General features: G+C 71.9%; 14 protein-coding genes. 8 read left to right on the plus strand and 6 right to left on the minus strand.

The genetic code is table 11. The annotated features are described in order from the left end of the window. Positions 1 to 20: 20 nt before the first annotated feature. From ABZT06_RS14930 to ABZT06_RS14940, 3 genes are all read left to right on the plus strand, one after another. Positions 21 to 944, plus strand: coding sequence for an alpha/beta hydrolase family protein (locus tag ABZT06_RS14930; RefSeq protein ID WP_355740102.1), 924 nt, complete (start codon positions 21 to 23; stop codon positions 942 to 944). A 122-nt stretch (positions 945 to 1,066) separates the two neighbouring features. Next, the gene (locus tag ABZT06_RS14935) at positions 1,067 to 2,299 is read left to right on the plus strand and encodes a helix-turn-helix domain-containing protein (protein WP_355740104.1); all 1,233 of its coding nucleotides are present in this window, start codon (positions 1,067 to 1,069) and stop codon (positions 2,297 to 2,299) included. 81 nt (positions 2,300 to 2,380) lie between these two features. Continuing rightward, entirely contained in the window at positions 2,381 to 3,022 is a 642-nt protein-coding gene (locus ABZT06_RS14940; protein WP_355740106.1) for a cutinase family protein, read from the plus strand. Between the two features lie 67 nt (positions 3,023 to 3,089). On the opposite strand, the gene ABZT06_RS14945 is transcribed toward ABZT06_RS14940, so the two are convergent. Both ABZT06_RS14945 and ABZT06_RS14950 read right to left on the minus strand, forming a co-directional pair. Continuing rightward, a complete protein-coding gene (locus ABZT06_RS14945; RefSeq protein WP_355740108.1) occupies positions 3,090 to 4,802 on the minus strand; it encodes a hypothetical protein in 1,713 nt (570 codons plus the stop codon). Between the two features lie 95 nt (positions 4,803 to 4,897). After that, positions 4,898 to 5,857: a helix-turn-helix transcriptional regulator gene (locus tag ABZT06_RS14950; RefSeq protein ID WP_355740110.1), complete on the minus strand. Its 960-nt coding sequence runs from the start codon at positions 5,855 to 5,857 to the stop codon at positions 4,898 to 4,900. Between the two features lie 212 nt (positions 5,858 to 6,069). On the opposite strand from ABZT06_RS14950, the gene ABZT06_RS14955 reads away from it, so the two are divergent. Continuing rightward, on the plus strand, positions 6,070 to 6,441 hold the full coding sequence (locus ABZT06_RS14955) for an ANTAR domain-containing protein (RefSeq protein ID WP_355740112.1): 372 nt from the start codon (positions 6,070 to 6,072) through the stop codon (positions 6,439 to 6,441). A gap of 207 nt (positions 6,442 to 6,648) precedes the next feature. Continuing rightward, positions 6,649 to 7,818, plus strand: a complete 1,170-nt coding sequence (locus ABZT06_RS14960; RefSeq protein WP_355740114.1) for an alanine--tRNA ligase-related protein — start codon at positions 6,649 to 6,651, stop codon at positions 7,816 to 7,818. A gap of 3 nt (positions 7,819 to 7,821) precedes the next feature. Here the strand turns inward: ABZT06_RS14960 and ABZT06_RS14965 are convergent, their stop codons facing one another. Continuing rightward, positions 7,822 to 10,167, minus strand: coding sequence for an FtsX-like permease family protein (locus ABZT06_RS14965; RefSeq protein WP_355740116.1), 2,346 nt, complete (start codon positions 10,165 to 10,167; stop codon positions 7,822 to 7,824). Beyond that, the gene (locus ABZT06_RS14970; RefSeq protein ID WP_355740118.1) at positions 10,164 to 10,856 is read right to left on the minus strand and encodes an ABC transporter ATP-binding protein; all 693 of its coding nucleotides are present in this window, start codon (positions 10,854 to 10,856) and stop codon (positions 10,164 to 10,166) included. Before ABZT06_RS14970 ends, ABZT06_RS14965 begins: the two co-directional genes overlap by 4 nt. A gap of 217 nt (positions 10,857 to 11,073) precedes the next feature. Between ABZT06_RS14970 and ABZT06_RS14975 the strand changes: the two genes are divergently transcribed. Beyond that, positions 11,074 to 12,372, plus strand: coding sequence for a histidine kinase (locus ABZT06_RS14975; protein WP_355740120.1), 1,299 nt, complete (start codon positions 11,074 to 11,076; stop codon positions 12,370 to 12,372). Positions 12,373 to 12,423: 51 nt separating this feature from the next. Next, the gene (locus ABZT06_RS14980; RefSeq protein WP_355740122.1) at positions 12,424 to 13,137 is read left to right on the plus strand and encodes a response regulator transcription factor; all 714 of its coding nucleotides are present in this window, start codon (positions 12,424 to 12,426) and stop codon (positions 13,135 to 13,137) included. Here the strand turns inward: ABZT06_RS14980 and ABZT06_RS14985 are convergent. Continuing rightward, positions 13,134 to 13,586, minus strand: coding sequence for an NAD(P)H-dependent oxidoreductase (locus ABZT06_RS14985; RefSeq protein WP_355740124.1), 453 nt, complete (start codon positions 13,584 to 13,586; stop codon positions 13,134 to 13,136). The genes ABZT06_RS14980 and ABZT06_RS14985 overlap by 4 nt on opposite strands. Before the next feature lie 96 nt (positions 13,587 to 13,682). On the opposite strand from ABZT06_RS14985, the gene ABZT06_RS14990 reads away from it, so the two are divergent. Next, entirely contained in the window at positions 13,683 to 14,315 is a 633-nt protein-coding gene (locus ABZT06_RS14990; protein ID WP_355740127.1) for a class I SAM-dependent methyltransferase, read from the plus strand. A 72-nt stretch (positions 14,316 to 14,387) separates the two neighbouring features. Here the strand turns inward: ABZT06_RS14990 and ABZT06_RS14995 are convergent, their stop codons facing one another. Then, positions 14,388 to 17,396: a glycosyl hydrolase gene (locus tag ABZT06_RS14995; protein ID WP_355740129.1), complete on the minus strand. Its 3,009-nt coding sequence runs from the start codon at positions 17,394 to 17,396 to the stop codon at positions 14,388 to 14,390. Positions 17,397 to 17,447 lie beyond the last annotated feature (51 nt).

Below are 17,447 nucleotides of genomic sequence, written 5' to 3' on the forward strand. Positions count from 1 at the left end.
GTGATCCGAGGAGAGCCGCCATGCACCGTCGCACCACCGGAGTGTCCCGACGCACCGTCACCAAGGCCGCGGCCGGTGCCGGTCTGGCCGTCCTGTTCGGCGCCCGGACCGCCTCCGCGCTCGGGTCACGCACCAGGGACGTGTCCGTGTCCTCCGCCGCGCTGGGCCGCAGCGCCCCCGTGCGGCTGATCCTGCCGTCGGGGTTCGACGCGGAGCCCACCCGTACCTACCCCGTGCTGTATCTGCTGCACGGCGCCCACGACGACTACACGTCCTGGACGCGGGAGACGGACATCGAGGCCTTCACCGAGGGCCGGAACCTGATCGTGGCGATGCCCGACGCGGGGCCCACGGGCATTCCCACCGCCTGGCGCGGCGGGCCCGACTACGAGACCTTCCAGCTGCAGGAGGTCCAGGCACTGCTCGCCCGCGACTACCGGGCCTCCGGTGTACGGGTCGTCGCGGGGGTGTCCACCGGCGGCTACGGCGCCATGGCGCACGCGGCCCGGCATCCGGGGATGTTCACCGCCGCGGCCTCCTACAGCGGGATCCTCGACACCATGGCGCCCGGGGTGCCAGGCCTGGTGGACGCCATCGTGGCCCGCGAGAACCTGGTGCCGACCTCCCTGTGGGGCAATCCGTTCCTGAACCTGCTCACCTGGCGCGACTTCAACCCGCGGGACCGCGCCGCGGGGCTGCGCGGCACCGCCCTGTACGTCTCCAGCGGCAGCGGACTGGCGGGTGGCACGGGCGACTGGCTGCCCGAGGCGCTGGAGAGCGCCCTGTGGCCCTCCGCGCACAGCTTCACCGACACGCTCGCGCTGCTGCGCGTCCCGGTCACCACCCACTTCTACGCCGGAGGAGGGCACAGCTGGGCCTACTGGAAGCAGGAGTTCACCGCGTCGTGGCCGATGCTCGCCCGAGGGCTGGGGGTGCCGCAGTGATGTCGGTACCGTCGGGGCACGGAACGCAACGCAGGGGTCGTCCGTCCAACACAGGACTCACCCCTCGTCCCACGGGCAACGGCCCGCGGGTGAGCCGCTTCCGGGTGAAAGGAGTGCCCCCCTTGGCCACCCCCGTCCCGCACGGTGGCACGGAGAACCTCGGCGCCGCCCCGGTACCGCCCGACCTCGCCGAACTGCTGCGCGCCCAGCTCGAGGAGGTCGCCGACGAGGTCGAGGAGGAGGTCCGCCGGCAGGTGCCCGAGTACGCGCGCCCTGCCGACGGGACCTACCGCGAACACCTCAGAGCCGGTGTGGTGCAGGCGCTGACCCTGTTCGTCGACCACATCGCCGACCCGCGCGGGCGCGGGGACGCGATCGCGGCGACCTACTACGAACTCGGGCGCGGCGAGGCCCTGGAGGGGCGCAGTCTGGACGCGTTGCAGTCCGCGCTGCGGGTCGGGGGGCTGCACGCCTGGCGGCTGATGGGCCGTACGGCGGAGGAGCTCGGCCTCGACTCCGCGGCAGTCACGGCGCTGGGCGAGCTCGCCTTCCGCACGGTGCACGAGGTGGCGGAGGCGGCGGCGGCCGGGTACTCCGAGGCCCGCTCGCACAACACGGACGAGCTGGAACGGCGCCGCAGACGCCTGCTGGACCTGCTGCTCGGTGAAGGCCCGGTCGCACAGGCGGCGGTGCAGGACCTGGCGCACGGTGCCCGGTGGTCGGTGCCGAGGCAGGTCGCGGTCGTCGCGCTCGCGGCCACCTCGGACCAGCGGGAGGAGGACTGGCCGCTGGCCGCCGCGGGGGCACTGGTCGACATGGAGTCGCGGCCGCCGCGGATGCTGATCCCGGACCCGGACGGCTCCGGGCGTTTCGGCGGGCGGGCGTTCAGCCTCGCGCTGCGCGGGCGGCCGGCCGCGATCGGGCCGACGGTGCCGCTTGCCCAGGCCGCCCGGTCGCTGCGCTGGGCCACCCGGGCGCTGGGGCTGATGGGGCGCGGGCTCCTCCCGCGGCAGGGGGTGGTGCGCTGCGCGGACCACCTGTCGACGCTGCTGCTGCACAGCGACGAGCCGATGCTCGACCAGCTGCGGGCGCGGGCCCTCGCGCCGCTCGACACGGTGTCGGAGGGGCAGCGGGAGCGGCTCGCCGAGACGCTGCTGGCGTGGCTGCTCAGCGGCAGCAATGTGCCCGACGTCGCCGCACGTCTCCATGTCCATCCGCAGACCGTGCGTTATCGGCTGCGTCAGCTGGAGAAAGTCTTCGGTGACGCACTGCACGATCCCGGTTCCCGCCTTGATCTCATTCTGGCACTCACCACCGCACAAAAGAACGAGGAATTATTGAATTCCCATCCATAACACCGGCCGCGGCCAAGCGAATACGTTCGGGACATCCTTTCCACAGGCGTTTCACACGCCCCACCCTCAAAGGATCCCCCCATGCGTATTCGCTTGTGCCTCGCCGCGCTCTCGCTGATCGGCGGGGCTTCGGTGGCCACCGTGGCGGCACCTACGGCATCCGCCGCGGCCTGCTCGGACATCGACGTCGTCGCTGCTCGCGGCACGTTCGAGCCGGGCAATCTCGGCCTGATCGTCGGCGACCCGGTCTACTCCGCCCTGCAGAAAAAACTCACGGGCCGGAGTCTGACCAGCTACAAGGTGAACTACCCCGCGGACCTTTCCCTCACTTCGGCCGCGCAGGGCAACGCCGATCTGGTGAACCACGTGAACAGCCAGGCGGCCGCGTGTCCGAACCAGCGTTTCGTGCTGGTCGGCTATTCGCAGGGCGCGAACGTCGTCGACAACTCCATCGGTATCAGCAGCGCCGGTGCGGTGGTCGGCAGTCCCATCGTGGCCACCATTCCCGCCGCACTGGAGTCGCGGGTGGCCGCGGTGCTGCTGTTCGGCAACCCGATCCGGGCGATCGGCAAGAGCGTCACCGGCACCTACCAGAGCCGCACCATCGACTTCTGCGCCAAGGGCGACCCCGTCTGCGAGGCAGGCGGCGGCGACACGCTGGCGCACCTCGGCTACACGGCGAACGCCGACGCGGCGGCGACCTTCGCCGCGGGCAGGGTCTGAGCGGAGCGACGGCATACGGAAGGGCCCGGGAGGAACTCCTCCCGGGCCCTTCCCCATGCCGTAGGGGCTATTGGGGTGTGCGGGCGAACTCCGTGAGGGCGGTGGACACCGGCTCGGGCCGGCCGTTGTTCTGTACCGGCGCCGCCGTCAGCACGTCGAGGTGCTGGTAGCCGTCCGCGACCACGGGGTGCAGGTCGGCGGGGACACGGCCGGCGAGCAGTCCGTCGCCCGCGAGGACCGTGAGCGTCGGGTTGGCGGTGAGCCCGTCCGGGTGCACGACGAGCCGCTTCACCTGCGGGGAGGTGGTCAGTTCGAGGTCGGTGACGAGTTTGGTCGGGAAGTACTGCTCGGTGAAGTCCAGCGGCTGCGCGGCCATGCTGCGCGCCAGCTCCTGGATGTCGGCGACCTCCTTGCCCGCGGCGGTGAACGGCGTCCCGTCCGACGACCGGTACCCGGGGTCGTCCGGATCGCCGACACGGTCGTAGTTGCGCCAGGTGTACAGCGGCCCGTGCGGCACGGCCGGGATGGCCTTGTACTCGGTGCCGAAGAGGCCCGGCTGCGCCGAACTCCCGTTGGCGGCGGGGAAGTTCTTGTCGGTGATCGGCCCACCGTCGAAGAAGCCCACGCTGCTCTGCAGGAAGGCGAGCGGTACGGACTGGTCGTCCATCAGCGAGCCGAGCACCGCCTGGTTGGTGAGCCGGAAGTCCTTCACCGCGGGTGAGCCGGTGAGGAAGGTGGCGGTGTCCTTGGAGAACAGGAAGCGGTTGGTGGCCTCGATGTTGGTGTTGGCGGGCAGATAGCCCGGCAGGTCGGCCTCGCCGTCCGGGTCCTGCAGGGCACCGACGCCCGCGATCGCGAGCAGGGTCATGGTCTCGGGGTTGAGCAGGACGGGCGCGGACAGCGAGCGCGGGAGCAGTCCGCTGTCGAGTCCGGCCTGCACGACGCCGTATCCGAGGCCCACGTCCGGCAGGTTGGTGTCGTCCGGGATGCTGCCGCTCAGGTCGCCGAGGGAGGTGGAGACGGTGGTGTCCAGGGCGAAGTAGCCGGCGCACTGGTTCTGGCCGGCGTCGGCTGTGGTGGCGGGGTCGCCGTCGAAGTCGGCGGTGGCGAAGTAGCCCGTGATGACACCGCCGAGCGAATGGCCGCCGCACAGCACCTTGTTCTTGCGGACGCTCTGGTCGGGCAGCTCGGCGGTGAGCAGGTCGTACTCGTCGCGCACGGTCTGCTCGATGCCGAGCTTCGCCATCCACCCGAGCTTGTCGTTGCCGACGAACCCGGCGAAGGTGCGCCCCTGGACCTGTTTGCCGCGGTAGTAGTAGTCGACGGCGGTGTGCTGGTCACCGGAGGCGATTCCGGTGCGGTCCTCCAGGCAGTTGGAGCGCCGGTCCAGGGCCCAGAACTCGATGTGCCGGCCCTGCTCGGCGGCGCGGGTCACGGTGTTGCGGGCCACGCTGTCGAAGGCTCCGGCGCCCTCCAGGATGCCCGGCTGGGCGATCAGGACCCGGTCGGCGTCGGCCGGTGAGGCGGGCCCCGACGAGGACCGGTAGCGCAGGTACGACAGCCAGTCGCATGCCGCGGGCCGGGCACCGAAGGACGCCGGCAGGGGCACTTTCACGCGCACCACGGTCTCGGTGACGCCGGCGCTCGTGGCGACGGCCGTCTCGGTTCTCGCGCTGTCTCCCTGGGCGACCGGGGACGACACGGTGAACGCCCCGGCGGTCAGCAGCACCGCCAGCGCTGCGGTGCGCCACCTGTTTCCTCTGCTGCGACTCGTGTTCATGCTGGGACCGTAGGGCGGCGCGGGCCACGCCCCCGGCGGTTGCTCACAAGAACGCAGGGCCCGGTGGACCCTTTGTCACCAGCCGCAGAGAGGTCTCAGTCGTCGCGCAGGGTACGGCGGGGTGAGCGCTCGTAGGTCTGCCGGTACAGGGTGGCGAAGCGGCCGGGGTGGTAGAAGCCCCAGCGGGCGGCGATGTCGGTGACCGTGCTTCCGTCCTCGGGGCCGGCCGCCGTCAGCTCGTCGTGGGCGTGGGACAGGCGGACCTGGCGGACGTACGCGAGCGGAGTGCTGTCCAGGTGCCGGCGGAAGGCGTACTGGAGAGCGCGGACGCTGACATGGGCCGCCTGCGCGATCTGGGCGACGGTGAGAGGCCGGTCGGCGTTGTCCTCTATGTGTGCGAGGGCGCGGCGCAGGGCCGCCGGATGGGCGTCCTGGCGGTCGGAGCCGGTGGGGTCCGTGGACGCCGTGTTGGGAAAGGTGGCCAGGACGACCGCGGCCAGGTGCTGGGCGGCAGTGGAGGCGACGAGCGGCTGGTCGGCGACCGCGGGATCCGACAGGACGTGTTCCTGCACATGGCGGATGGTCGCCCGCAGCCGGTCGGCCGCGGCGGGCGTGTGCGGCCGGTGTCCGGTCAGCCGGACCGGCTCCGTGCGTCGCGGGTCGGCGGTGGCCGCGATCTGGCTGAGCAGCTCCGGGTCCAGCATGGTGATGTTGTAGCGGGCCGCGTGGACACGGCCCGCGTAGGACAGCTCGGGCGGGGCGAAGGACACCACGTCGCCGGGGCCGAAGGAGTCCGAGACACCTTGGTAGACGTGGTCCTCGATGGTGCCCTCGTGGACCACGCACAGGCAGATCCGGCCCAGCGGGGTGACGGCGTAGCTCATGTCGAAGTCCAGGTCGAGTTCGTCGACGCTGACCGGGTCGATGGCGCTGCGGTGGATCCGCGCACGGCTGCTGTCCGGTGTGCCGTTGCCGATCCGCATCTTCGCGTAGGCCTGACTGAGGAACTCCTCGGTACGGTCCAGGTCGTCGCTGTCGAAGGTCAGCGTCTCCATCGCAGGTGATTTCTCCCTCTCTCGGCTCGGCTCCTCATTCGCACATACCCTCGAATCTCGCGATGCTGCGGACCACGTTGCGTTTTCTGTCCTGCCAGGTCACAAGGTGTGCGTCCAGTGACTCGTCAGTGGAGGCCGGGGGCGGGCAGGCTGGACGGGCGGCGACCGTTGGAGTCGCCAGGCGACAGGGGGAGAGGGCGACAGGGCTGTGCATGACGGACCGCGAAGAGCTGGTTGAGAAGATCGAAGAACTCCAGGAGGAGGTCGCCCAGCTCCGGCAGGCCCTTGTCTCACACGCCGTCGTCGACCAGGCGATCGGTGTCGTCCTCGCGCTGAGCGGTCTGCGCCCCGAGCAGGGGTGGGAGGTCCTCAAGACCGTGTCCCAGCGCACCAACACCAAGCTGCGGGATGTCGCTCGGCACGTCGTGCGCTGGCCCGAGGTCGGCAGTCTGCCGCCGGAGATCCGCCCGGCACTGCGCATCGCGCTGACCGAGGCGCGCGCGGTGCATGGCGGCCGGTCGCTGATACGGCAGGAACAGCGGTGCAAGGGCTACGGCGGCGCCCTCTCCGGGAAATCCGAGTGACGAGCCGGGACGCCTGTGCGTACCGTTGACCGTATGGAGATCAGCCGTACCCACACCGCAGCCGCGCGAGCGACCAGCTCACCGGCTGCCGACGCCTGACCTCCCCCACTCCCCCGGCGGCCGGAAACGGATCGCCGGTGCAGGACCTCTGGTCGCCGTCTGTTCCCGCGGTCGTTTCCGGTCCCACGAGACCGAAGGACCACCGCCATGGACACGGACCGGACCGTGCGCGTCTTCACCGACTTCTACCGCGAACGCGGCCACCACCTGATCACGGGCAGCACCCTGCTGCCACCGCCCGGGGACCCGGTGCTGTTCACCACCTCGGGCATGCATCCGCTCACTCCCTATCTGGAGGGCCGCCCCCATCCGCGGGGCCGTCGCCTCGTCAATGTGCAGCGCTGTCTGCGGACGACCGATCTCGACGAGGTCGGTGACTCCACGCACCTGACGGTGTTCGAGATGCTCGGCTCGTGGTCGCTCGGCGACTACGGCCACTCGCAGAGCCTGCGCTGGGGCCACGAGCTGCTCCGCGACGGTTTCGGCGTTCCCCACGACAGACTCCACGTCACGGTCTTCGGCGGTGACGAGCAGGTGGGCCCCGACCTCGAGTCACTGCGCACCTGGGAGGAGCTGGGAGTCCCCGTGGAACTCACGCGGGAGGACAACTGGTGGTCCAACGGCCCGGTCGGTCCGTGTGGCCCCGACTCGGAGATCTTCGTGTGGACCGGCGGCACCCCGCCGCAGGGCACACCCACCACGGACCCCCGATGGGTGGAGATCTGGAACCACGTCGTCATGCGCTACCGGCGCCTGGAGGACGGCTCGCTCCGGCTCCTCGAGCGTCCGGGCATCGACACCGGCATGGGTCTGGAGCGCCTGGTCACGTTCCTCCAGGGCCGCGACTCGGTCTACGGCACCGACCTGTTCGAACCCTGGATGCGACTGCTGCCGCCCCTGTGGGAGCTCGACGGGCCGTCGCTGCGCCTGGTCTGCGACCATCTGCGCTCCGGTGTCGTCGTGATCGGCGACGGGGTACGGCCGTCCAACACCGGACGCGGTTACGTCCTGCGCCGCGTGATCCGCCGGCTGCTCACCACCCTGCGGCGCGACGACCCCTCCCGCACGCTCTCCGACCTGCCGGTGGAGCTCCTCCAGCACACGCTGGACCATTTCCGCCAGACGTGCGGGACAGACCTCGTCCGTGACGTGCTGCTGGAGGAGGAGCGCCGGTTCGACCTGTTGCTGGAGCGCGGCCGACGGCTGCTGACCGGGCCGCGGTACCGGGGGCCGCTGAGCGAGGAGGACTACGACTACCTCCACGACACCCACGGCCTGCCCCGCGACCTGGTTCTCAGCCTGCGCCGGGAGGAGTGACGGCTACTCCGTGCGCAGAGCCGTCGCCGTACGGGCCCTGGCCGCCCAGCCCGCCGGGAGCATCGCGCCCAGCAGGGCGATGACGAGACCGGCCGGCCCCAGCAGGAGCAGTTGTGGAGTGTCGTACACGTCGAGGACCGACCTGGGCAGTTCGGTGCCCGCCGCGTGTCCCATCACCGGGAGCACGAAACCGTGCAGCGCGTACCCGGCGGGCACGCCGACGAGACCGCCGAGCACGCCGATGCCGGCCACCGAGGCGAGGACGAGGCTCACGGTCTGCCGGGGCGACATGCCGAGCGCCTTGCACACCCCCAGGTCGTGTACGCGCTCCCGGGTGTCCAGGACGACGGAGTTCAGGACACCGAGGCCTGCCACGGAGACGAGCATCAGGGTGAGGAGCGCTGCCATCGCGTTCAGGATGAGCACCAAGCCGTCCTGCTGGGAAGGGGAGTTGGCCCGTGCCTCGGCGCCGAGGGGCTCGATCCGCGCGCCGAGCTTCTCGGCGTACGAGACCGCGGAAACGCCCGCTTTGATGTTGACCAGGAACTCCTGAGGCCTGGCTGCGGGGAAGTCCGCCAGGTTCGCCTGTATTTCCAGTTCGCCGCCCGAGCTCTCGAAAGCCACACCGACGATCCGCAGCCTGGGCGATTCCTTCCCGACGGTCACGCGCACGGTGTCGCCGATCTCGGTGCCGGTGGTCTCCAGGAACCGGCCGGGCACGACGACTTGGCCCGCGCCGGTGAGCCAGTGCCCGGAGATCATGGCGTAGCCGGCGCGAGTGGAGTCGCCCTCGTAGAGGGTCGCCCGGACAGTTCCGGAGACCCCGGCGACCGTCGCGTTCTGTCCGCTGGCGCCGTAGTACGAGGCGGTGCCCGACTCGGCCTTGATGGCGGCGCTCACCTGCGCGGGGTCGGCCGGCTCGGGCTCCGGGGCGCCCGGTGCGGGCACATGATCGCCGCCCGCCAGACTCGGGCCGCCGGCGAAGACGGTGACCGCGGCACGGTTGGGATCCTGTATCGCCGTGACCGCGTTCAATGAAGAGGTGAGCCCGACGGCGAAGGTTGTCGCGATCGTGCCGAAGGCCACCGCGAGCAGCATCGCGAGGGTACGGACCGGATGCGCGAAGGGGCTGGCGAGGCCGTAGGTCACCGCCCGGGGCAGCGGCAGCCGCCCTGCCGCGCGGTGTGCCCACTGGCCCCGGCCGGTGCGTGGGGCCCTGCCGACGGCGATGGCCTCGACCGTGCGCAGCCGCCCGGCCCGCAGCGCGGGGACGAAGGCCGCCGTCCCGACGACCAGCAGCGCGCCGGCGGGGACCACGACGTCCACCCACCAGGCGACCGACAGGGTGGCGGTGCCGTACGCCTGCTCGGTGTCGTCGAGGAGGGGCACGGCCAGCAGGTTGCCGAGGACGACACCGAGCGCGATGCCCGCGGTCGCCGGGATCAGCACCTGGGCCACGTAGGCCCGGACCACTTCGCGCGGGGTGAAGCCGATGGCCTTGAGGATGCCGATCCTGCGCAGGCTGGTGCCGACCGCGCCACTGATGACGCTGCCGACGATGATCACCGACATGACGATGCCGAGGACCCCGAAGGCGACCAGGAACGGGATCGTCGGTGCGGCGCCCGCGTCGGCTGCGCGCTTGGTGTCGAGGTAGGACCGGGTGCCGAGGAGTGCACCGGACGGGACGGCGGCGAGGAGCTTCTTGCGGTCGGCGGCGATGTCGCCCTTCGAGCCCGCCGACTCGAAGCGGTAGAGCATCTGGCTTCTGACGGGCTGTTCTTTGGAGGTAAGGGCCCTGACCTGCGAGGGAGTTGCCCACATGTCGGCTGTCTCGCTGGCCGAGGTGGCGAAACCGACGATCGTGAGAGTCGTGTCGGAGGCCGTCAGGGTGTCGCTCAACTTGAAGCCGGGACCTTGGTAGGCGGAGCTCAGCACGATCTCGCCCGTTTTCCTCGCCCACCGGCCGGCCGTGAGGTCCAGGTCGTCCACGTCCGCGTGCGGGCCGGTGCGTCCGACCAGGGTCATGGCCGGGGGCCGGTGGCCGGACGAGTCGGTCGCCTGGAGGATCGTAGTGGGATACGGCCCCGCGCTCGCGGTGACTCCGTCCGACTTCCCCGTGGCCCCGAGCTGTTCGGCGGTCACCTTGGCCGGGTCGAACTCGGTGATGAGGTGGGCGCCCCGCTGCGCGGCGAAGGCGTGGTCGAAGGGCGCGTTCGAGACGACCATGAGGGAACCGGCGACCACGGCCGCCGCCACGGCCATCATCGTGGCGATGGCGATGACGACGGTCTGCACCCGGCGCCGGCCCACCCCGGAGCGTACGACCTGGACGAGCGGGCCGGTCATCGCACGGCCTCGGCGCGGGAGTCGAGGGCGACATGGCCGTCGACGAGGTGGATGGTGCGGCTCGCGCAGGCCTCGGCCAGGGCCGGATCGTGGGTGACGAGCACGACGGTCTGTCCGCCGCGGTGCAGGTCCACGAGGAGTTCCCGGACGTCCTGGCCCGAGGCGCTGTCGAGGGCTCCGGTCGGTTCGTCGGCCAGCAGCAGGGCGGGCCGGTTCACCAACGCCCGGGCGACGGCCACGCGTTGGCGTTCGCCACCGGAGAGGCGGCCGGGGTAGGCGCCAGCGTGCTTCTCGATGCCCAGGACCGCCATGAGTTCTTGTGCCCGCGCCTGCGTCCTGCGCCGGGAGGTTCCGGTGAGCTGGGCGGGCAGCTGGATGTTGTCGAGGACGGTGAGGTCGTCGAGGAGGTTGAAGAACTGGAAGACCATGCCGATGCGTTCACGGCGGAACCGGGCCAGGGCATGCTCGCCGAGCCGGTCGACCTGCTGGCCTGCGACGGTCACGGTGCCCTCGGTCGGCTTGTCGAGGCCCGCGACGAGGTTCAGAAGCGTGGACTTGCCGCTGCCCGAAGGTCCGGTCACGGCGAGGGCCTCGCCCTGGGCGACGGAGAGGTCGAGCGGTCCGAGCGCGGGTGCGCCGGCGTCGTCGTAGCGCTTGGCCACGCCCTTCAGTTCGATCACTGCGGTCATGGGAGGTGCCCGTCCTGTCGGTCATCGGGTCGTGTCCTTGTCGGCTTGGCGAAGGTAGGGAAGAACGGGTCGCGGGCGCGTCGGCCGGAGCACCGAGATCCGGCCCTCCGCGCGGAGGACCGGCGGACGGGGTCATCCCTGCGAAGTACGCCCGACGGAGAGCGCGTTGGTCGAGAGGGCGGACGCGCCGCGGGGCCGGGACCGGGACAATGACCGTATGGAGACGGAGTACCTGCGGGGATGGCGTCGGCAGGTGCGTGCGGCGCTGCGGCCGGAGGCCAGGGGCGGTCCGCTGTCACGGCGGTCGGTGTGGTTCGACGTGCTGCTCGCCGTGCTGCTGACGGTGGTCGCGCTGGTGGTGGCGTCGCGCTATCCCGGCGACGGGCCGGTACAGGTGTCGAGGATCGAGTACGGCGTGCCGGCTCCGCCCCGGCCTCCCGTTCTCCCGGGCGGGCGGATCGAGGAGCCGGTGTCGTCGGCGTCCTGGGTCCTGGTCGTGCTGTCGGCGCTGCCGCTGGCCGCGCGGCGGCGGTTCCCGCTGACCGTGTTCGCCGTGGTGCTCTGCGCGGGGCTGGCGATCGGCGACGACGCGTCCTGGATCAACGTCCTGACCTGCGTCATCGGCACCTACAGCGCGGTGATGCACAGCCGCCACCGGGCGGGGGCGATGGCGGGCCTCCTCGTCGCCGCCGTCCTTGCCGGTGTGGCCTTCCGGTCGACGCAGCCGGTGCTGCCCGGCTGGTCGAGTCCGGGGGTGGTGCTGCTGGTGGCCGGGGTGCTGGCCGGCGTGGTCCGGCTCGGGCGGCAGCGGCTGGCGGCCGGCCGGGACCGGTTCGCGGCGCTGGAGCGGACCCACGAGGAGGCGACGCGCAGGGCCGTGGCCGAGGAACGGGCCCGGATCGCCGCCGAGTTGCACGACGTGGTGACCCACAATGTGAGCGTGATGGTCATCCAGGCGGGCGCCGCGCGCAAGGTCATGGACGCGGCCCCCGAGCGGTCGAAGGAGGCGCTGCTCGCGGTCGAGGCCGGGGGCCGGGCCGCCATGGCCGAACTCCGCAACGTGATGGGTCTGTTGGCCGCGTCCGACACCGGCCGTCCGGACTCCCCCGCCGACGGTCTCGAACCGCAGCCGGGCCTTGGGCAGTTGGACGCGCTGATCGACCGGGTGCGGGCAGCCGGGACGCCGGTCGGCGTCGCGGTCTCGCTGCCCCCGGAACCGCTGCCGCCCGGTGTGGACCTCACGGCGTACCGGGTGGTCCAGGAGGCGCTGACCAACACCCTCAAGCACGCGCCCGGCGCCGAGGCCGTCGTCACCGTCGGCTGGTCCGGCGACCGGCTGGAGGTCGAGGTCATGGACAGCGGCGGAGTCCGCGACGGGGTGCCCGCGGAAGGGAACGGCCGCGGACTGATCGGTCTGCGCGAGCGCCTCGCGGTCTACGGCGGCGAGCTGACGGCGGGCCCGACACTCACCGGCGGCTTCCGCATCCGGGCCACGATGCCGTGGCGGACGGTGTGAGCGGCCACGGCCGGGCGGGAAGTGGCCGGGGTGACTGACGGGGGGAACGGCATGACCGACACGAACGGCGATCGGCTGCGGGCCGTCATCGCGGACGACCAGGCCCTGGTACGGACCGGGTTCGGGATGATCCTTACGGCGGACGGCATCGAGGTGACCGCGGAGGCGGCGGACGGGGCGGAGGCGGTCGCCGCGGTCCGGCGGACCCGCCCCGACGTGGTCCTCATGGACATCCGGATGCCGGGCATGGACGGCATCGAGGCCACCCGGCGGATCCTCGCCGAGGACACGGCGGGTGAGATCCGCGTGATCATCCTGACCACGTACGACCTCGACCACTACGTCTACGCCGCGCTCACCGCCGGTGCCAGCGGCTTCCTCCTCAAGGACGTCACGCCCGAACACCTGGTGGCCGCCGTACGGCTGGTGCGGTCCGGGGACGCCCTGCTGGCGCCCACGATCACCCGCCGCCTGATCGAGCGCTTCGCCCAGCGGGAGGAAACGCTGCCCTCGGCCCACCCGCACCGGGACCTGTCCGGCCTGACACCACGGGAGCTGGAGGTGCTGCGGCTGCTGGCGACGGGGCTCAGCAACGCCGAGCTGGCGGAGCGGCTGTTCCTCAGTCCGACGACGGTGAAGACGCACATCGGCCGGATCCTGTCCAAGCTGGACCTGCGCGACCGCGTCCAAGCGGTCGTCCTCGCCTACGAGAGCGGGCTGATCACACCGGGCGGTACCGCGGAGGACGCCGTCCGGGACGCCTAGGACATCAGCCCGGCCGCGACCGTCGCCCCCAGCTCCCAGCACGCCTCGATGTCGGCCTTGCCCGGTTCGCCGGTGACGGTCACCGGTTCGGCGGCACGCCGCCAGCCGAGACCTGTCGTGATCGACCCGATGCCGCGCAGGGCGCCGGTCACGTCGTTGCCGCCGTGGACGTAGAACCCGAAGGGCCGGCCTCGCGTCTCGTCGAGGCACGGGTAGTAGATCTGGTCGAAGAAATGCTTGAGGGCGCCGGACATGTAGCCGAGGTTGGCGGGGGTGCCGAGCAGGTAGCCGTCCGCCTCCAGCACGTCCGAGGCGGTGGCGGCCAGGGCCGCGCGCCGTACGACACGGACGTCCTCGATCTCCGGTGCGGTCGCCCCGGAGACCACCGCCTCGAACATCGCCTGGCAGTTGGGCGAGGGCGTGTGATGCACGATCAGCAAGGTGGCCACGGTCGAACCCTGCCCTGCCGCCGCTTTCGTCCGCAAGCCGGGCCGCGGTCGAGTACGGCCGGGCTACGATGCCGGAAACCGCGAGGGGGGAGCCAAGTGGCCGACAGGGGACAGCGGGCAGCGACGGTCTTCGACGCGCTGGGGGCGACGTACGAGAAGGCGTTCGCCCACTCCGAGACACATCTGGCGTCACTGGAATGGCTGCTCGGGCGGCTCGCGCCCGGCAGCCGGATCCTGGACGTCGGCAGCGGGACAGGCCGCCCCACGGCGTCGACGCTGACCGCCGCGGGCCACGAGGTGCTGGGGGTGGACGTCTCCGCCGTCATGGTCGACCTGGCCACGCGACAGGTGCCGCAGGCCGAGTTCCGTCACGCCGACATCCGTGAACTGCCGCTGGAGGAAGCTTCGTTCGACGCGGTCTGCGTGTACTTCTCGCTGCTCCAGATGACCCGCGCCGAGCAGTCCGAGGTGCTGGGGCGGCTGGCACGGGCCCTGCGGCCGGGCGGGCCTCTGGTGCTCGCCACCGTGCCGGCCGACGTGGAGGATCTGGCGGTCGAGTTCATGGGTCAGCCCGTCCGGGCCACCAGCTTCGCCGCCGAGGACGTCGTGGCCGTGGTGCGCGACGCCGGTCTGACGGTGGAGTCCGAGCACGCCGTGGAGTTCACCCCGGACCACCCCGAGGGCGCCGTCGAGCCGCATCTGTTCCTGTACTGCCGACGGGCGTCCTGACGGAGTCCGACCGCTGACCTCGGCCCGTGCGTGCGGGCGCACCCGGCGAACCCCGGTACGCCCGCCCCGCCTTCAGCGAACCGGCACCCCCACGTACGGCACCACCCGCACCGGCCCCACCAGACCGTGATCCTGACGGGCGACTCCGCCGAACACCGTGGGCTGTACGACCCGGAGCCGGTTGATGAGCGGGGTCGCCACCTCGATCTCCAAAGTGTTCGCGCCGCGTCTCAGCCAGGGCCCGAGGCCGACGACGGGGTGGAGCCGGTCGGCCGCGGGCAGCCACCGGCCGTTGACACTCACCCGGAACGTGTCGCTGACCTGCCCCAGCTCCAGCTCGGCGCCGTGGGACGGCGTCCAGTCGGCCGGCAGGGTGATCGTGGTGCGGTACCGGCCGACGCCCGCGGAGTCGGCCAGCTCGGGGATCTGCGACCACGGCTTCAGCGTGTCGAGCGTGAGGCTGCGCCGGACGCGTTCGGTACGGGTGGCGTCCGGGCCCGGGTACCAGTCCTCGACGTCCAGCTCCCAGCGGACCGGAGTGATCGGTGCGGGCACCGCGGGAGTCCTGGTGGTGACGGTGCGGCCCTGGGACAGGCGTGTGGTCCAGGTACCGGCCGTACGGGCACGCACGGTCAGCCCGCGCTCGGTGAACAGCACGGAGTCGGCGTCGGTGGTCTCGGCGTGGGGGCCGGCGCCCTGACGGTCCCCGAACAGACCCGGCCGCCCCAGCGCGACGATCATGGTCTGTCCCGGCTGGAGCGTGACGCGCAGGGTGATGTCGTCCCCGTCCTCGGTGTACCGGGCGAGCCGGGTCGCCTCGCCCGTCCAGGGATCGAGCAGATACGGCACGGTCCTGCCGCCGTGGGTGCGGCGCAGCGTGACGTCGTGATCGATCGCGGCCACGGGCGGCTTGACCGTCTCGGCGTGCTTGCCGTTGCAGAGGTAGTAGAAGTCGGCGTCGGCGGTGACCCGGTGGGCGTTGAGGAGCGTGGACGCGCTCGCGTGCCGTACGTCGGCGCGCACGCCGAGGGCGGCGAGGGCGTCACCGACCGCGGCCTTGTCGGTGACCCGGACGACACGGGGCAGGGCGAGCAGTCGGGTGAGCAGGGCACGCAGCCGGTCGGTCTCGCCCTGGTCCGGGACGCCGGGGGTCAGCGCCTGGTCGAAGGCGCCGAACAGGACCACGGGGAGCCCCGCCTCGGCCAGGGCGAGGATCTTGCGGGCGTCCTCGACGGCGAGCGTGGGGGTCGAGCCGTAGAAGAAGTCGCCCTCGACGAACAGCGCCTTGTAGGCGGGTCCGTCGGGGGCGAGCCGGCCGCCGGAGACGGTGGCGGAGGGCAGGTCGAGGAGGGGACCGCTGAGGAACTGGTGGGTCCAGCCGAGCGGAACACCGGTCGCCGTGAACCAGGAGGCGCCGATACCGGTGGCGGTGTAGCCGGTCTGCCGGAACACCGCGACGTCCGCTCTCGCGGTCCCGCTCTGCAGCACCTGGTGGACCCGGCCCAGGTATCCGGAGATGTCCTCGACGTGCCGCCAGGTGGGCTGGCGCGGGCCCCGTGACTCGCCGTAGCCGGCGCTGCCGTTGTACGGGCTGAAGGCCGCGAACCCCGGCCAGCTCACCCCGGGGGCGGTGGCGTAGGAGAAGCCGTGCAGGACGGTCTGGTTGACGCCAGCGGCGTAGGCGCCGCCCATGGTGCGAAGGAAGCGGTCCCAGGTCGTGCTGTACGCGGAGCCGTTGTAGGCGCCCGCCTCGCAGGACAGGACGGTCCGTCCGGCCATGTCCCGGCCACCGGCCAGGCAGCGGTAGTCGTCCAGGTTCTTGAAGCCGAGGGACTCCCCCTCGGGGATGTCGAGGATCGCGGCCGAGGCGATGGCGTCCGTCTGGAGGCCGTAGGGCTGCGAGCGCAGGGTCATGCCGAGGGTGTGCGCCCAGTCCCGCAGGGCTGTCAGGTGGTTGCGGTTGAAGAGGCCGGAGACCGTCTCCCAGAAGTCGTGCCGGATCTGGCGGGTCAACTGGGCTTCGTAGGCGAAGACTTGGTTGCTCTTGTCCAGGACGAGGGCGGGCAGGTACGGCAGCAGGGGCCGTCCGGTGTGCTTCTCGAAGGCCTCGGGCAGGAGGGATGTCCAGGTCAGGCCGTCGGTCTCCAGCTCCACGGAGTCCTCGAAGAAGGAACCGCCCGCGGCCTTCAACAGGCGCCGCAGGGACGGGGTCAGCAGGTGGTCCTGCCAGTACGAGGTGACCGCGCCGGTACCCGCGGGGCTGAAGTGGTCGACGGCGTAGGCGGCCGGGGCGGAGTGGGGGCCCGACTCGGGCTGCTGGCCCGAGCCGCGCACCCAGTAGGAGATGAGCACCCAGTCGCCGCCTTCGGGGGCCGTCCAGGTCAGCGTGGAGTCGGTGACGGTCGCGGTGAGGTCCTGGACGCTCGCGGGGTCGAGGCCGGTCTCCTTGCGGGTCGAGTGGGCGGGCTCGACCCGGGCGGCCTGTACGGCGAGGAGCTGTTGGCGGGTGACGCCCGCGGCCGGGGCGTGCACGGGCGGTGGGACCGGGCCCTGATAGGTGCTCCCGCCGGTCAACGCGGCCCTGCCGTGGACGAGTTCCTTGGCGGCTGCCTCGTCGTCGGGGGTGAGGCCGGGGACGGCGACGGGCCAGCTGGGGCCGAGGGTGATGTCCAGGGTGAGGCCCCGTCTCGCCGCGCGGCGCAGCGCGGACTCGACGCCGTCCCGCCAGGGTCTGCTCCCCCAGCCGTGGTGTGCGGCGTCCAGGACCGACTTGTCCTTGATGCTGTGGTGGACGGCGGCGATCTCCACCCCGCCGAAGCCCGCGTCCGCGATCTGGTCGATCTCGCGGGCGATCTCCTCCGGGTCCACGAGTCCGTCCGGCCACCACCAGCGGAACCGGGGCCGTACGGACCTCACGGGGGCCGCGAACCAGTCGGCGGTCGCCCCGGAGGCCCCAGCCCCCGTGGTCCCGGCCGCGGCCTGGCCCCCCACCCCGAGCGCCGCGACGGCGCCCGCGGTCAGTCCGGCGGCCAGGAGCGCGCGTCGGGACATTCCGCCGCGCTGCGGGATGGCTTCATGCATGAGGGCGCCCCAAAGTCACTGTTGAATCGTTTCAATCACGGTGAACGCCCG

It is taken from the genome of Streptomyces sp. NPDC005483 (assembly GCF_040606035.1).
GTDB lineage: Bacteria > Actinomycetota > Actinomycetes > Streptomycetales > Streptomycetaceae > Streptomyces.

What these genes read in the sequence shown, in the direction of transcription:
- ABZT06_RS14930 (WP_355740102.1), top strand. Translation starts at nt 21, where the DNA reads ATGCACCGTCGCACCACCGGAGTGTCCCGACGCACCGTCACCAAGGCC.
- ABZT06_RS14940 (WP_355740106.1), top strand. Translation starts at nt 2,381, where the DNA reads ATGCGTATTCGCTTGTGCCTCGCCGCGCTCTCGCTGATCGGCGGGGCT.
- ABZT06_RS14945 (WP_355740108.1), bottom strand. Translation starts at nt 4,802, where the DNA reads ATGAACACGAGTCGCAGCAGAGGAAACAGGTGGCGCACCGCAGCGCTG.
- ABZT06_RS14950 (WP_355740110.1), bottom strand. Translation starts at nt 5,857, where the DNA reads ATGGAGACGCTGACCTTCGACAGCGACGACCTGGACCGTACCGAGGAG.
- ABZT06_RS14955 (WP_355740112.1), top strand. Translation starts at nt 6,070, where the DNA reads ATGACGGACCGCGAAGAGCTGGTTGAGAAGATCGAAGAACTCCAGGAG.
- ABZT06_RS14960 (WP_355740114.1), top strand. Translation starts at nt 6,649, where the DNA reads ATGGACACGGACCGGACCGTGCGCGTCTTCACCGACTTCTACCGCGAA.
- ABZT06_RS14965 (WP_355740116.1), bottom strand. Translation starts at nt 10,167, where the DNA reads ATGACCGGCCCGCTCGTCCAGGTCGTACGCTCCGGGGTGGGCCGGCGC.
- ABZT06_RS14970 (WP_355740118.1), bottom strand. Translation starts at nt 10,856, where the DNA reads ATGACCGCAGTGATCGAACTGAAGGGCGTGGCCAAGCGCTACGACGAC.
- ABZT06_RS14975 (WP_355740120.1), top strand. Translation starts at nt 11,074, where the DNA reads ATGGAGACGGAGTACCTGCGGGGATGGCGTCGGCAGGTGCGTGCGGCG.
- ABZT06_RS14980 (WP_355740122.1), top strand. Translation starts at nt 12,424, where the DNA reads ATGACCGACACGAACGGCGATCGGCTGCGGGCCGTCATCGCGGACGAC.
- ABZT06_RS14995 (WP_355740129.1), bottom strand. Translation starts at nt 17,396, where the DNA reads ATGCATGAAGCCATCCCGCAGCGCGGCGGAATGTCCCGACGCGCGCTC.